This is a genomic window from Halorussus marinus (genome assembly GCF_004765795.1).
Classification (GTDB): domain Archaea; phylum Halobacteriota; class Halobacteria; order Halobacteriales; family Haladaptataceae; genus Halorussus; species Halorussus marinus.
In genome coordinates, this window is sequence record NZ_SBIV01000006.1 from 147,114 (window position 1) to 159,309 (window position 12,196).

At 70.2% G+C, this 12,196-nt stretch carries 13 protein-coding genes; 10 read left to right on the forward strand and 3 right to left on the reverse strand.

The features are described from left to right. From EPY72_RS13115 to EPY72_RS13140, 6 genes are all read left to right on the forward strand, one after another. Entirely contained in the window at nucleotides 1-648 is a 648-nt protein-coding gene (locus EPY72_RS13115) for a 30S ribosomal protein S5 (RefSeq protein ID WP_134671361.1), read from the forward strand. Then, entirely contained in the window at nucleotides 645-1,109 is a 465-nt protein-coding gene (gene rpmD, locus EPY72_RS13120; protein ID WP_134671362.1) for a 50S ribosomal protein L30, read from the forward strand. Before EPY72_RS13115 ends, rpmD begins: the two co-directional genes overlap by 4 nt. A 2-nt stretch (nucleotides 1,110-1,111) precedes the next feature. Then, nucleotides 1,112-1,588: an uL15m family ribosomal protein gene (locus tag EPY72_RS13125; RefSeq protein ID WP_135806703.1), complete on the forward strand. Its 477-nt coding sequence runs from the start codon at nucleotides 1,112-1,114 to the stop codon at nucleotides 1,586-1,588. Between the two features lie 188 nt (nucleotides 1,589-1,776). Beyond that, nucleotides 1,777-3,243 (forward strand): preprotein translocase subunit SecY, encoded by a 1,467-nt coding sequence (gene secY / locus EPY72_RS13130; RefSeq protein ID WP_134671364.1) that lies wholly within the window; start codon nucleotides 1,777-1,779, stop codon nucleotides 3,241-3,243. Nucleotides 3,244-3,307: 64 nt separating this feature from the next. Then, nucleotides 3,308-3,772, forward strand: a complete 465-nt coding sequence (locus EPY72_RS13135; protein ID WP_135806704.1) for a nucleoside deaminase — start codon at nucleotides 3,308-3,310, stop codon at nucleotides 3,770-3,772. A gap of 48 nt (nucleotides 3,773-3,820) precedes the next feature. After that, nucleotides 3,821-4,546 carry a profilin-fold protein gene (locus EPY72_RS13140; protein ID WP_135806705.1) on the forward strand — a complete coding sequence of 242 codons (726 nt, stop codon included), beginning with the start codon at nucleotides 3,821-3,823 and terminating at the stop codon, nucleotides 4,544-4,546. Here EPY72_RS13140 and EPY72_RS13145 read toward each other — a convergent pair whose 3' ends face one another. Together EPY72_RS13145 and EPY72_RS13150 are read right to left on the reverse strand one after the other, a co-directional pair. Further along, nucleotides 4,547-5,167: a hypothetical protein gene (locus tag EPY72_RS13145; RefSeq protein WP_210423538.1), complete on the reverse strand. Its 621-nt coding sequence runs from the start codon at nucleotides 5,165-5,167 to the stop codon at nucleotides 4,547-4,549. Nucleotides 5,168-5,248: 81 nt separating this feature from the next. After that, nucleotides 5,249-6,445, reverse strand: a complete 1,197-nt coding sequence (locus tag EPY72_RS13150; RefSeq protein ID WP_135806706.1) for a M20 family metallopeptidase — start codon at nucleotides 6,443-6,445, stop codon at nucleotides 5,249-5,251. 285 nt (nucleotides 6,446-6,730) lie between these two features. Between EPY72_RS13150 and EPY72_RS13155 the strand changes: the two genes are divergently transcribed. Beyond that, nucleotides 6,731-7,927, forward strand: coding sequence for a carboxylate--amine ligase (locus tag EPY72_RS13155; protein WP_135806707.1), 1,197 nt, complete (start codon nucleotides 6,731-6,733; stop codon nucleotides 7,925-7,927). Nucleotides 7,928-8,043: 116 nt separating this feature from the next. Continuing rightward, nucleotides 8,044-8,574 (forward strand): P-loop nucleotide/nucleoside kinase family protein, encoded by a 531-nt coding sequence (locus EPY72_RS13160; protein WP_135806708.1) that lies wholly within the window; start codon nucleotides 8,044-8,046, stop codon nucleotides 8,572-8,574. A 20-nt stretch (nucleotides 8,575-8,594) separates the two neighbouring features. Here EPY72_RS13160 and EPY72_RS13165 read toward each other — a convergent pair whose 3' ends face one another. Beyond that, entirely contained in the window at nucleotides 8,595-9,500 is a 906-nt protein-coding gene (locus tag EPY72_RS13165; RefSeq protein WP_134671370.1) for a glycosyltransferase family 2 protein, read from the reverse strand. A 145-nt stretch (nucleotides 9,501-9,645) separates the two neighbouring features. Between EPY72_RS13165 and nucS the strand changes: the two genes are divergently transcribed. Next, nucleotides 9,646-10,398 (forward strand): endonuclease NucS, encoded by a 753-nt coding sequence (nucS, locus tag EPY72_RS13170; protein WP_134671371.1) that lies wholly within the window; start codon nucleotides 9,646-9,648, stop codon nucleotides 10,396-10,398. A gap of 94 nt (nucleotides 10,399-10,492) precedes the next feature. Then, nucleotides 10,493-12,160 carry a potassium channel family protein gene (locus EPY72_RS13175; RefSeq protein ID WP_135806709.1) on the forward strand — a complete coding sequence of 556 codons (1,668 nt, stop codon included), beginning with the start codon at nucleotides 10,493-10,495 and terminating at the stop codon, nucleotides 12,158-12,160. Nucleotides 12,161-12,196: the final 36 nt, after the last annotated feature.

Genomic DNA, 12,196 nt, shown 5'->3' on the forward strand with positions numbered 1-12,196 from the left:
ATGTGTGCAAACCACGACGGCTGGGAACCCCAGACCCGTCTCGGCCGCAAAGTCGCCGAGGGCGAGATCGACACGATGGAGGACGCCCTCAACTCCGGCCTCCCGCTGAAGGAGTCCGAACTCGTCGACCAGCTCCTGCCGGGGCTCGAAGACGAGGTACTGGACATCAACATGGTCCAGCGGATGACCGACTCCGGTCGCCGCGTGAAGTTCCGATGCGTCGTCGCGATCGGTAACCGCGACGGCTACGTCGGCTACGCGGAGGGCCGCGACGATCAGGTCGGCGGGGCCATCCAGAAGGCGATCGACATCGCGAAGCTCAACCTCATCAAGGTCAACCGCGGCGCCGGGTCGTGGGAGGACCGAAGCGACCGACCCCACTCGCTGGCCCGCCGGACGACCGGCAAGGCCGGCTCGGTCGAGGTCGAACTGATCCCCGCCCCGACCGGGCTGGGACTCGCGGCGACCGACACCGTCCGGAAGATTCTGGAACTGGGCGGCGTCGAGAACGCCTGGACCAAGAGCCACGGCAACACCCGCACCACGCTCAACCTCGCCAAGGCGACCTACAACGCCCTGGAGAACGCCGCCGAGTCGCGCGGCCCGCGAGGTCAGGTGGACTTCGAAGAGGAGGTAGCCGACTCATGAAGGCGGTCGTCCAGATTCGGGGCGAAGTCGACATGAGCGGGGACATCCAGGACACCCTGGAGATGCTCAACATCCACCGCGTGAACCACTGCGCGCTGGTCCCCGACGGCGACGCCTACCGCGGGATGATCACGAAGGTCAACGACTACACCGCGTACGGCGAACCGAGCCAGGACGTGCTCGAAACCCTGCTCGAGAAGCGCGCCGAGCCCGCCGAGGGTTCGGCCGACGTCGACGACGAGTGGGTCGCGGACAACACCGACTACGACGGCGTCAGCGACCTTGCGTCGGCACTGCTCGACGACGAGACGACCCTGCGCGAGCAGGGACTCGCACCGGTCCTTCGCCTCCACCCGCCGCGGGGCGGCCACGAGGGGCTCAAACACCCCGTCGTGGAGGGCGGCGAACTCGGCAAGCACGACACCGAGGAGATCGACGCGCTCCTCAAGGCGATGCGATAACCATGACGGACAAGAAACGACGACAGCGCGGCTCTCGCACCCACGGCGGCGGCACGCACAAGAACCGGCGCGGCGCCGGCAACCGCGGCGGCCGCGGGCGCGCGGGACGCGACAAACACGAGTTCCACAACTACGAACCGCTCGGCAAGCACGGCTTCTCCCGGCCGGAGAAGGTCAAAGAGGAGGTCCTGACCGTCACCGTCCAGAAGCTCGACGAGGACGCGGCCCTGCTGGCCGCCGACGGCGACGCCGAGGAGACCGACTCGGGCTACCGACTCGACGCTCGCGACATCGTCGACGACGGCTGGGACGTCGACGCCGTCAAGGTGCTCGGCGACGGCCAGGTCCGCAACGAGCTCGAAGTCACCGCCGACGCCTTCTCGGCGAGCGCGGTCGAGCTCATCGAGGAGGAGGGCGGCGAGGCGGTCCTCAGCGAGCGCGCCGAGGACGAAGACGACGAAGACGCCGACGACGAGTAACGTCTCGGAGTTTTTCCGTTCTTTTTCGGCGGCGAGCGCCAGCCGTAGTCGTCTTGCGGCGGCGAGCTCGACCGGCGCGTGCGCCGCTTTCCTACCGGGTTCGTGGCGAATAGACGCGGCGCTTCGCCGCGGTCGAACGTGATCCAAAGCGAAGCACATACAAGCCCCCGTCCGATGTATTGCGATATATGAGTTGGAAAGAGACGGCCGAACCAGTCCTCAGCCGGATGCCCTCCGTGAGACGGCCGGAGGGCCACGTCCCGTTCAAGCGAAAGCTTGGCTGGACCGCGGGCGTGCTGGTTCTGTACTTCTTCCTCACGAACATCTTCCTGTACGGTGCCAACGAGACTGCCGACGTGTTCGGCCAGTTCCGGTCGATCCTGGCCGGCGGGCAGGGGACCATCCTCCAGCTCGGTATCGGACCGATCGTCACCGCGAGCATCGTGTTGCAGCTGCTCGGCGGTGCCGACCTGCTCGGGCTCGACACCGACGACCCCCGCGATCAGATCCTCTATCAGGGCCTCCAGAAGCTGCTGGTGGTCGTGATGATCTTCCTGACCGGCCTGCCGATGGTGTTCGCCGGCAACTTCCTGCCCGCGGACCCGCAGGTCGCCCAGAGCCTCGGGATCGGCCTCGGGGGCGTCAAGTGGCTCATCTTCGCCCAGATCGCCGTCGGGGGGATCCTCATCCTGTTCATGGACGAGATCGTGAGCAAGTGGGGCGTCGGCTCCGGGATCGGGCTGTTCATCATCGCCGGCGTGAGCCAGCGGCTCATCGGCGGCCTGTTCGCGTGGCCCGGGCTCGGCGAGCGGACAGGTCTGCTCGCGACCTGGTGGGGGATCGTCTCGGGGAGCGCCCAGAACATGCCCTCGCTGCTGACCGGCGACGGCATCCAGTACCTCCTGACCGGGCCGGGTGGCATCCTCGCCATCTTCACGACGGTGTTCATCTTCGCGGTCGTCGTGTACGCCGAGAGCGTCCGGGTCGAGATCCCGCTCAGCCACGCCCGCGTGAAGGGCGCGCGGGGTCGGTTCCCGGTGAAGCTCATCTACGCGAGCGTCCTGCCGATGATCCTCGTCCGGGCGCTCCAGATGAACATCCAGTTCCTCGGGCGCATCCTCAACAGCCAGCTCGGGGCTATGCCCGCGTGGCTCGGCCAGTACAGCCAGGGCCAGCCGACCGGCGGGCTGTTCTACTACCTCGCGCCGGTACAGTCGCCCCAGCAGTGGATGTGGTGGGCGGCGGGCGCGACCCAGGAGCCGTGGCAGATCATGATCCGGGTCGCGGTAGACCTCACCTTCATGGTGATCGGCGGCGCCATCTTCGCCATCTTCTGGGTCGAGACCACCGACATGGGCCCGGAGGCCACCGCCAAGCAGATCCAGAACTCCGGGATGCAGATCCCCGGCTTCCGCCAGAACACCGGCGTCATCGAGAAGGTGATGGAGCGGTACATCCCGCAGGTCACCGTCATCGGCGGCGCGCTGGTCGGCCTGCTCGCGGTGATGGCGAACATGCTCGGCACCATCGGCGACGTCTCGGGGACGGGGCTGTTGCTGACGGTCTCGATCACGTACAAGATCTACGAGGAGATCGCCGAGGAGCAGCTGATGGAGATGCACCCGATGATGCGGGACATGTTCGGCTCGGACTGACCCCGATCCCGTCTCGCCCCGTCGCACCCAAACGTTTCTGTCGGTCGCCTCCGATTGCTGAGGCGTGAGCTCACTCGACGAACGCGATCACGAACCGCACGTCCGGCGAGCGATTCGGCTCGCCAGACGGGCCGGCGACCGGGGCGACGGCCCGTACGGGTCGGTGCTCGTCCGGGACGGCGACGTGGTGATGGAAGATACAAACCGCGAGCACACCGACGACGACATCGCGCTCCATCCGGAACTCACGCTGGCGCGTCGCGCCGCTCGCGAACTCGACGCCGGCGAGCGGGCGGAGGCGGTGATGTACACTAGCACCGAGCCCTGCCCCATGTGCGCGGGCGCGATCGCCATCGCGGGACTGGGCGGCGTCGTGTACAGCGTCTCGGCCGCCGCCCTCGCCGAGGCGTTCGGCGGGCCCGAGAGCGTCCCCTGCGGCGAAATCTTCGAGCGCCGCGGCCGGGAGATCCCGGTCGTCGGGGGCGTCCTCGACGAGGAGGGGCTGGCGCTCCACCGGGAGTTCCGGTAGCCGGCGCAGGTCACAGTCGTTAACCCCTGCGAGTGCGTTCGGTCGACGATGACCGAACCCACCGACCGCGACCCCGCATCGACCGAGGCGGTCGCCGAGCGCCGCGACGAGGTCGTCGCGCGCGTGGCCGACCACGCCGGGACGATCGCGCGCGAACTCGCGCTGTTGCACGGCGGCGACTACGGCAAGCGGAGCTTCGAGACCGAGCGCGGCGAGTGGACGGTCAAGTACGAAGCCGGGGCGCTCCAGTTTCTCCTGTTCGACGGCGGTCGGACCGAGACGTACGTGGTCTCGACCAAGCATCCGCCCGACCCCGACCCACTCGCGACCGCCATGGAGGACTACGACGCGTTCGTGGCGGCGTACAACGACTACGTCGGGTCGCTCTCCGGGGTCCTCGACGACGTGGCCGACGAGTTCCCCGAGGTGGCCTCGACCGAATCGGTCGTCGCCGAGCGCGACCGGGTGCTCGGCGCGATCCGGGACGCGGCCGATCGGATGGCGCTCGAACTCTCCCGGTACGAGGCCGACGAGTACGGCACGTTCGCGGCGCGGGTCGATGGGACCCGGTGGGAACTCAAGTGGGACGTCGACGGCGCGAGCTACCTCCGGGTCGGCGGCGAGGGCGGGATCTATCTCCTCTCGCAGTACGAACAGCCCTCGGCCCGCGACGTGCGCCGGCTCGCGGGGGACGTCTCGGGGTTCGTGGCGGCGTTCAACGACCACGTCGAGGACCTCGATGCCGGCCTCTCGACGGTGTCGCTCGATCCGTAGTTACTCTCGACCGGCGGTCGCTCGGTCGGGTGCCGCCGCCCCGCCGGTTCGACCGACCCGGTAGCTGAGTCCCGCGATGAACGCCGCCGCGAGCGCGAACCCACCGATCGACTGGAGCCAGGTGTGAGCCCCCGCCAGCGGTCGGGCCGCCACCATTCCGATCGCCACCGCGAGCAGCGGCCAGAACCGGCGGTCCGCAGAGACGAGGTAGCCGGCGGGCGCGACGGCGTACGCGACGTGACTCGAAACGTCCCAGAACGGCGTGATCGCGACGTGGACGACGGTGACCCCGAGCAGGAGCGCCGCGAACCGCGGGACGTGTCGGCCCCACTCTCGGAGGCGCCAGACGATCCCGATCAGCAGGATCCCGACCCCGAGCCCGACGCTCCCCGTGAAGTCCTCGCCCCACGACGGCACCGACTCGAAAACCGCGCCGGTCGACTCGTAGATGGCGAACGCGACCGCCCATCCCGCGACGACGGCGAGCGCGCGTCCGGCGAGTCCGGCGGGACCGAACCGCCGCCGTCGCCACTCGTGTCCGACGAGCGCGATCGTACAGAGGAGGACGAAGTACTCCGGAGCGAACGCCTCGGAGTACAGCCGTGCGAGCTCCGTTACCATATCCGACAGGAGCCGACCGCCGTCCCATCATAGTTGTGGTTTCTCCGGGTTCGGCGTCGACCTGCTGGCGTCGGTCCCCGGCTAGGACTCCGACAAAACCTCTCTCGTCGCGGTTTTCAGGATTTCGAGCCCGGTCGCGGCGTCCGCGAGGTCGATGCACTCGTCGACCGCGTGGGCCTTCGAGAGGTCGCCCGGCCCCCAGATGACGGCGTCGATGCCTCGCTCGACGAACTCCCGGGCGTCGGTCGCGGCCGCCATCCCCCACGGCTCGGTCGGGGCGTCGGCCCGGTCGGCCGAGAGCCGGCGCAACCGCTCGGCCAGCGGGCTGTCGTCGGCGATCCCGGCCGAGGCGTAGTGCATCACGAGTTCGCGATCGGTCTCGACGCCCGCCTCGCGCTCGACGCCCGCGAACAGGTCGTCGAGCTCCGCCTCCACGTCCTCGAAGCGCTCGTCCGGGAGGATTCGCCGATCGAGCAACAGTTCCGCGCGCTCGGGGAGCACGGCCATGTTCGAATCGGTGCCGGCCGACAGCTCCGTGACCGTGGCGTAGGCCCGCCCGACGAGGTCGTCGACGCGCTCGCGGAGTCGGGCGTCGTACTCGTCGATCGCGACGAGCACCGGCCGGGCGGCGTCGATCGCGTTCGCGCCTTCGTCGGGGTGGCTGGCGTGGGCGGCGGCCCCGGCGACGCCGACCCGGAAGGTGGCGACCCCCTTCGCGCGCGTGCCGACCCGGAAGCCGGTGGGTTCGAGCACGACCGCGGCGTCCCCGCCGTAACCCGCATCGAGGAGGCTCGCGGTGCCGGGGTCGCCGGTCTCCTCGCCCATCGCGGCGTGGACCACCAGAGAGCCGTCGAGGTCGCCCGACTCGATCTCTGGCGCGAGGTCCCGGGCGGTCACCATCGCGAGCGCGATCCCCGTCTTCATGTCGGCGCTCCCCCGACCGTGGAGGCGGCCGTCGGCGATCGCGCCGGCGTAGGGGTCGTGGGTCCACGCCTCGCGGTCGCCGGCGGGTACCACGTCGGTGTGGCCGTTCAGCACGAGCGTGGGCCCGTCCTCGCGGTCGCCGACCTCGGCGACCGCCTGTGGGCGCTGGGCGCTTGGCTCCTCGAACAGCGTCGCGTCGATCCCCCGGTGGTCGAACCACTCGACGACGAACTCCGCGCAGGGCCGCTCGTTGCCCGGCGGGTTCTCCGTCTCGATGCGGACCAGTTCGGCGGCCAGCCCCGGCAGATCGTTGAGGTCGCTCGCAGTCGGGTCGGCGCCGGCCTCGCCGCTCATGGGTCGCCCTCCGGGCCGGTCCGTCCCGGCGCGCCGCGTTCGTCTCCGCTCGCCGCGTTCGCCGTCGACTCGATTTGCCGCTCGTCTCCGGTCATGGCTACCAGTGTGAATGGGGCCCGTATAAGTGCAGGCGGTTCGACTGGGGACGGTTCGCACGATCCGGGTCGCGCAGGCACCGCGGGACCGCCCCCAGACGACGCCTATCGGAGCGTAGGCTCGGCCTGCGCCGCCGAACCGGAGTTAACGGTTCCCTATCTTAATGAGCGTCTACGCCGACCCGAGGGTATGGCGACGACCGAGAACCGAAACGCCGTCCTCCTGCCGACGGGGTACGATCCGGCGACGTACGCGTGTCTGCGGTCGCTCTCGGACCGCGGGCTCCGCGTGATCGTCGCGTCCCACCACGACGACGTCCCGGAGTTCGCCTCGCGGTTCTGCGACGAGGCGCTGACGATTCCCTCGCCCCACGACGACCTGCTCGCGTACAAGGACGCGCTGGTCGGCATCGCCGCCCGCTCCGACGTCCGCACGGTGGTCCCGATCCGCGAGGAGGACAGCTACGTCCTCACGAAGTACCGCGAGGAGTTCGAGGCGTACGTCTCGCTCCTCGTGCCGGACCTCGAGACGCTCCGGAACGTCCACGACCGAAAGCGACTGTTCGAGATCGCGGCGCAGGCGGGCCTGGCGGTGCCCGAAACCCGGCTCCTGAGCGAGGTCGACGACTGGAGCGAGGAGATGATCGTGAAGTCGCGGTACAACCTCCTGACCGACGAGTACCTCGACGCCTACGCCCCCGACGAGGCCGAGGAGGTCAAGACCGTCACCCACCTGCGCCCCGGCGAGCGCCCCGACAGCGAGGCGCTCGTCGCGCAGATGCACCACGAGCCGCTCGTCCAAGAGTACGTCGAGTCGAGCGACGAGTACCTCTTTGGGGCGGTGTGTGATCGGGGCGAACTCCTCTCGACGTTCCAGCACCGCCAGATCCGGGGCAACTCCTACACCGGCGGGGGCGGCGTCTACCGCGAGTCGGTCGACGTGCCCGCGCTCGAACGGGCCGGCCGGACCCTGCTGGAGGCCCTCGACTGGCACGGGGTCGCCTGCATCGAGTACATGCGCGACGCCGAGACCGGCGAGTTCGTACTCACCGAGATCAACCCCCGGATGTACCAGTCGCTTCCGTTGACGGTCCGGGCGGGCGCGGACTTCCCGCTCCACTACTGGCTGGCGGCGACTGACCGTCCCGACCGGGTCGAGTCGGGCTACGAGGTCGGCGCCGGGAGCCACCTCCTGTACGGCGAACTCGGCTACCTGCTGAGCGTGCTCCGGGACGACTCCCCGCACGTCGAGCGGCCCTCGCTCGCCGCCACCGCGTGGGAGATCCTCGCGTCGTGCTACGACCACCCGAACTTCGACTACCTCCGGCTCGACGACCCCGGCCCGTTCGTTCAGGGGGTCCGTCACATGCTCTCGGCGCGCGGGTGAGCCCGACGCGTTTGCCCCACTTTCATAACGGGTCGCCGGCCAGAACACGGTAGTCAGGATGATCCGGGGACTCGCGGCGGCCGACGCGCACGCCCGTTCGACCGACGGTGGTATCGATGGCTGAGTCGCTGGTCGCGGTCTGTGGCCTGCCGGGCGTCGGGAAGACGACGGTGGCCGAGACCGTCGCCGACCGGCTCGACGGCCGGCTCCTCCGGACCGACGTGGTCCGCAAGGAACTCCTCACCGACCCCGACTACACCGAGGAGGAGTCCCGGCTGGTGTACGACGAACTGTTCGATCGGGCCCGCGAGACCGTCGGGTCCGGCCGGAGCGTCGTGCTCGACGGCACCTTCCAGGACGCCGACCGCCGGGACCGACTCGCGACGCTCGCCGCGGACCTCGGCGCCGAGTTCCGGCTGGTGAAAGTCGAGTGTGCGGAGTCGGTGGTCCGCGACCGGATCGAGCGCCGGGAGGGCGACGAGAGCGACGCCGACTTCGAGGTCCACCGGCTCTACCGCGAGACGTTCGACCCGCTCGCGCGCGATCACGTCACCGTGGACAACTCCGAGGGGCTCGAAGCGACCCGCCGGCAGGTCGCCGAGCAGTTCCCCGAGCGCGCCGGGGACCCGCCGAACGCAGAGCCCTGAGTCGAGGCGTCGGGCGGGCGCTACGAGCGCAGGCGGTCGGCGACCCGAACCCCTCGCCGGCCGAACACCGACGCGAGACACTCCCCGACGTAGTCGACCCGGTCGTCGGGGGTGTAGTAGGCCGCGCGGGCGAACGCCACGGTCGCGGCCGGCGACCAGCCCTGTTCGTCGAGTAATTTCCGGCCGATCTGGGAGTAGGTCTCCCGGACCGCGCGCCGGCGGACCTCCCGCGGGAACCGGCGGTAGATATCGTCGAAGTCGGCGATCACTCGCTTGCGACCCTCCAGATACGCCCACGACGCCGACAGCGAGGTGTCGGTCCGCCCCCGGACGATCAGGGGCTCGGCCACGAAGTCGAACCGGGTCCGGAGCGCGAGATCGATCTTGGTCGCGGTGTCGTCGGCGCCGTGGCGGTGTCCGAGCGGGAGCAGGTCCTCGACCACGTCGGCGTCGACGAGCATCGTGGAGTAGATGCAGGGAAACGTCCGCATCTCCAGGGCGTACGCCAGCACGTCGCCCCGGACCGCGGGGTTCGGCAGGACCTCGCCGCGGTCCTCGTCGTCCATCCCGCAGTAAACGACGCCGACTGGCGGGTCGAGGAGCGCGACCTGCTTGCGGAGCTTGTCGGGCGCGAGCCGGTCGTCGTCGTCGAGAAACTGGACGTACTCGCCCGAGGCGCGCTCCGCACCGAGGCTCCGGGCGGCCTGCGGTCCCTCGTCGCGGTCGGTGGACGCGTACTCGACCGCCGGGAACTCCGCGGCGACCGGCCGGGCGTGGCCGTCCTCGGCGCTGTCGACCACGATCGTCTCGACGGGCTCGTACTCCTGGGCCGCCACGCTTTCGAGGGCTTCTCGGAGCCGATCGTTCCGGTAGTAGGTCGGAACGACGACCGAGACCAGTCCCGACCCGTCTCCGTCCCTGCTCATGGGTGGGTCAGGTACGACGCGGGGGCCCAAATCCCCACCGGCTGTCTCGGCGCGGGCGTCCGCCGCGACGGCGGCCGCCTCGCGGACGCTCTCGGCGTCGAATCGGCCACCTTTTTATCACCGACGCGACCACCGGGCAACGAGCATGGCGGTCGAGCAACTCGACGCGCCCGACCCCGACGACGTGGCGGCGGCGGTGACGGCCGCGGTCCGGGACGGCGCGGTGTTGACGGTGGCGGCGAACTGCGAGGTAACGTACGAGGGCCGCACGAGCGGCTCGCTGGGGCCGGGCGATCGGGTGCTGGTCGCCAAGCCCGACGGCACCTTCCTCGTCCACCAGCCGACCGGCCACGAACCGGTCAACTGGATGCCCGGCGGCGGGCGCGTCTCCGCGCGGGTGAGCGACGGCGATGCGGTGGTGCTCGCGCGTCGCACCAACCCCAACGAGCGCGTTGAGGCCCGCATCCACGACGCGTACGGGCTCACGCGGTTCGACGCCACCGACGGCGCGACCTACGAGGAGTCGGGCACCGAGGCCGAGATGCACGAGTACATCGAGGCCAACCCCGAGGCGCTCGAAGCGGGACTCCGGATCGTCGAACACGAACGCGAGACAAAGTACGGCTACGTCGACTTCTTCGCCCGCGACGCTCAGGGCGACCCCGTCGTGGTGGAGGTAAAGCGCATTCAGGCGACGCTCGACCACTTCGACCAGCTACGACGGTACGTCTCGCTGTACGAGGAGACCAACGAGGACGTTCGCGGGATGCTGGTCGCGCCCTCGGCGTCCGACCGGGTGAAGCGCGCACTCCGGGACGACGGGCTGGAGTTCGTCGGCCTCTCGGCGTTCGATACCGACGCGAAGGGGTCGGTCGAGGCGAAGCTGACCGACTTCTGAGCGGCCCGCTCGCGGTCACATCACTCATGACGGAGGCGCGCGTACGGCAGGGGGATGCGAACCGTTCGACCGACGACCGCGCCTCGACGATCACATGCCTAGCAACTGGGCCGACCTGTTTCGAGACGTCGACGGACCGATCCCGGGACTGACCCGGCGCCAGCGGCTCGTGATCGCCTACGCCGGGGTCGTCCTCGCGGTCATCGTGGCGTACAGCGTCCTCTACAACTACGGCATGCGGACCCTGGAGGGGCGAAACCACTCGCTTTTCCGGTCGTTCCAGACCGTCGTGGAGACGATGACCACGACGGGGTACGGCGCCGACTCGCCGTGGTCGTCGCCGATCATGAACGTCTACGTCGCGTTCATGCAGTTGACGGGCGTCGCGATCGGGTTCGCGACCCTCCGGGTGCTCGTCATCCCGCTGTTCGAGCGCGCGCCCCTCGACCTCAGCGACCGGCTGACCGCGAAAGACGATCACGTCGTGATCTGCGAGTACCGCCGGGACACCGGCGTGTTGCTCGAGGAGTTTCGCCGGCTCGGCGTCGACTACGTCCTGATCGAGTCCGACCCCGAGGAGGCCAAACGCCTCTCGGACGACGGCTATCAGGTGATCCACGGCGACCCGGAGACCCCCGAGTCGCTCGATCGCGCGATGATCGGCGACGCGAGCGCCCTCGTCGCCGACGCGGGCGACCGGAACGCGAGCGTGATCCTGACGGCTCGCAGACACGCAGACGACCTGAAAGTCGTCGCGGTCACCGACACGCCCGACCACGAGCCGGCGCTCCGGGAGGTCGGTGCCGACACGGTCCTGTCGCCCCACGCGCTCATCGGCCGGCGGCTGGGCCAGAAGGCCGGCGTGTGGGCCGAGTCGCCCGAGGCCGCCGGCGACGCCGCCGTGGGCGACCTCCGGATCCGGGAGGTGCTCGTCCGGCGCAACGGGGCGCTCGCCGGGGTCGCCATCGAGGACGTCGGGTTCGCCGGGGACTCGGATCGCTCGCTCGTCGGGGCCTGGGTCGACGGCGAGCTCGAACTCCCCGTCGAACCCGGGACCGAGCTCACGCCGAACTCGGTGTTGATCGTGGCCGGCACCGAGGACGCGCTCGACGACCTTCAGGAGGTCGCGGCCGGCATCCGGCCGTCCCGCCGCCACTCGGCGGTGATCGTCGCGGGCGTGGGGACCGGCGGCCGGGCGGCTCGCGAGGCGCTGGCCGACGAGACGGACGTGACGACCGTCGACCGGCGGGAGGCCCGCGGCGTCGACGTCGTCGGCGACGTCTCGGACCCGCGGACGCTCGAACTCGCCGATATCGAGACGGCGAGCGCGCTCGTCGTGACCGTCGACGACGACTCGACCGCGCTCCTCGCGGTCGCGATCGCGCGCACGCTCACCGACGACCTCGAGATCCTGGTCCGGGTCGACGACACCGCGAAGTCGCCGACCGCGTTCGACGCGGGCGCCGACTACGCGCTGTCGACCCAGCGGGTCAGCGCCCGACTGCTCGCCAGGGAGGTCCGCGGCGAGGACGTGCTCACGCCGGTCGAACAGCTCCGGCTCGTCCGGATCGACGCCGCGCCGTTCGCGGGCCGGACCCTCGGGGCGGCCCAGCCCGACCCGGCGAGCGGCTACGTCCTCGTGGGCGTCGAGCGCGGCGGCGAGCTACTGCTCGACGACGGGACGGGGATCGCCGACGGCGACGCCGTGATCGTGGCCGGCACCGACGTGACCATCCGGGAGTTCGAGCGCGAACTCGCGTAGCCGCCTCGGTCCGCACCAACGGCCTTAACGCCGCGA

Bases quoted from the DNA above. Each gene is read 5' to 3' on its own strand.
- EPY72_RS13175 (WP_135806709.1), top strand. From the start codon at position 10,493: ATGCCTAGCAACTGGGCCGACCTGTTTCGAGACGTCGACGGACCGATC.
- EPY72_RS13165 (WP_134671370.1), bottom strand. From the start codon at position 9,500: ATGAGCAGGGACGGAGACGGGTCGGGACTGGTCTCGGTCGTCGTTCCG.
- EPY72_RS13140 (WP_135806705.1), top strand. From the start codon at position 3,821: ATGACCGAACCCACCGACCGCGACCCCGCATCGACCGAGGCGGTCGCC.
- rpmD (WP_134671362.1), top strand. From the start codon at position 645: ATGAAGGCGGTCGTCCAGATTCGGGGCGAAGTCGACATGAGCGGGGAC.
- nucS (WP_134671371.1), top strand. From the start codon at position 9,646: ATGGCGGTCGAGCAACTCGACGCGCCCGACCCCGACGACGTGGCGGCG.
- EPY72_RS13150 (WP_135806706.1), bottom strand. From the start codon at position 6,445: ATGAGCGGCGAGGCCGGCGCCGACCCGACTGCGAGCGACCTCAACGAT.
- EPY72_RS13115 (WP_134671361.1), top strand. From the start codon at position 1: ATGTGTGCAAACCACGACGGCTGGGAACCCCAGACCCGTCTCGGCCGC.
- EPY72_RS13125 (WP_135806703.1), top strand. From the start codon at position 1,112: ATGACGGACAAGAAACGACGACAGCGCGGCTCTCGCACCCACGGCGGC.
- EPY72_RS13145 (WP_210423538.1), bottom strand. From the start codon at position 5,167: ATGGTAACGGAGCTCGCACGGCTGTACTCCGAGGCGTTCGCTCCGGAG.
- EPY72_RS13160 (WP_135806708.1), top strand. From the start codon at position 8,044: ATGGCTGAGTCGCTGGTCGCGGTCTGTGGCCTGCCGGGCGTCGGGAAG.
- EPY72_RS13155 (WP_135806707.1), top strand. From the start codon at position 6,731: ATGGCGACGACCGAGAACCGAAACGCCGTCCTCCTGCCGACGGGGTAC.
- secY (WP_134671364.1), top strand. From the start codon at position 1,777: ATGAGTTGGAAAGAGACGGCCGAACCAGTCCTCAGCCGGATGCCCTCC.